This window comes from Vibrio sp. Vb2131, assembly GCF_033338535.1.
GTDB lineage: Bacteria > Pseudomonadota > Gammaproteobacteria > Enterobacterales > Vibrionaceae > Vibrio > Vibrio alginolyticus.
In genome coordinates this window covers 1-848 of sequence record NZ_JAWOSW010000059.1, presented here as the reverse complement: position 1 = coordinate 848, position 848 = coordinate 1, and the positions used below count along the sequence as shown (strand labels likewise).

General features: G+C 46.9%; 1 protein-coding gene. It reads left to right on the top strand.

The genetic code is table 11. From position 1 onward, the window contains the following. The coding region (hppD, locus tag R7E38_RS22840; protein ID WP_318082133.1) for a 4-hydroxyphenylpyruvate dioxygenase at positions 1–848 on the top strand (848 nt) is incomplete at both ends.

Below are 848 nucleotides of genomic sequence, written 5' to 3'. Positions count from 1 at the left end.
AAGCATGGTTGTATCGACAAGGTGACATCAGCTTTATCGTGAACGCCCAGCCTCATAGCCAGGCGGAGGAGTTTGCTAAAGTTCACGGCCCATCTGTATGTGGTATGGCGTTTCGTGTGAAAGACGCGACGGTTGCGCTTGAACATGCTATTCAAAACGGCGGCACAGAGTACAAAACTGAAATTGGTCCGATGGAACTGAGTATCCCTGCCATTTACGGTATTGGTGAAAGCTTGCTTTATTTTGTTGATCGTTATGGCAAGCAGAGCATCTACGACGTCGATTTCCGTTTTTATGACGATGCAGACGATCGCTTAGCAAAATCAGACGTTGGCTTGTACGAGATAGACCATCTCACGCACAACGTTAAGCAAGGTAATATGGATGTATGGTCTGGTTTTTATGAGCGCATCGGGAACTTCCGAGAAATTCGATACTTCGATATCGAAGGTAAACTGACCGGCCTTGTCAGCCGCGCAATGACGGCGCCGTGTGGCAAAATCCGCATTCCAATCAATGAATCCTCGGATGACAAATCGCAGATTGAAGAGTTTATCCGCGAATACAACGGCGAAGGCATTCAGCATATCGCACTGACAACGGATGACATCTATCAAACGGTGCAAACGTTGCGTGACCGTGGTATGGACTTTATGCCAACGCCAGACACCTACTACGAGAAAGTCGATGAGCGCGTTGAAGGCCATACTGAAGATGTCAGTAAACTTCGTGATTTGCAGATCTTGATTGATGGCGCGCCAATGAAAGACGGTATCTTGCTGCAAATCTTTACTCAGACGGTTATTGGTCCTGTGTTCTTTGAAATCATTCAGCGCAAAGGCAATGAA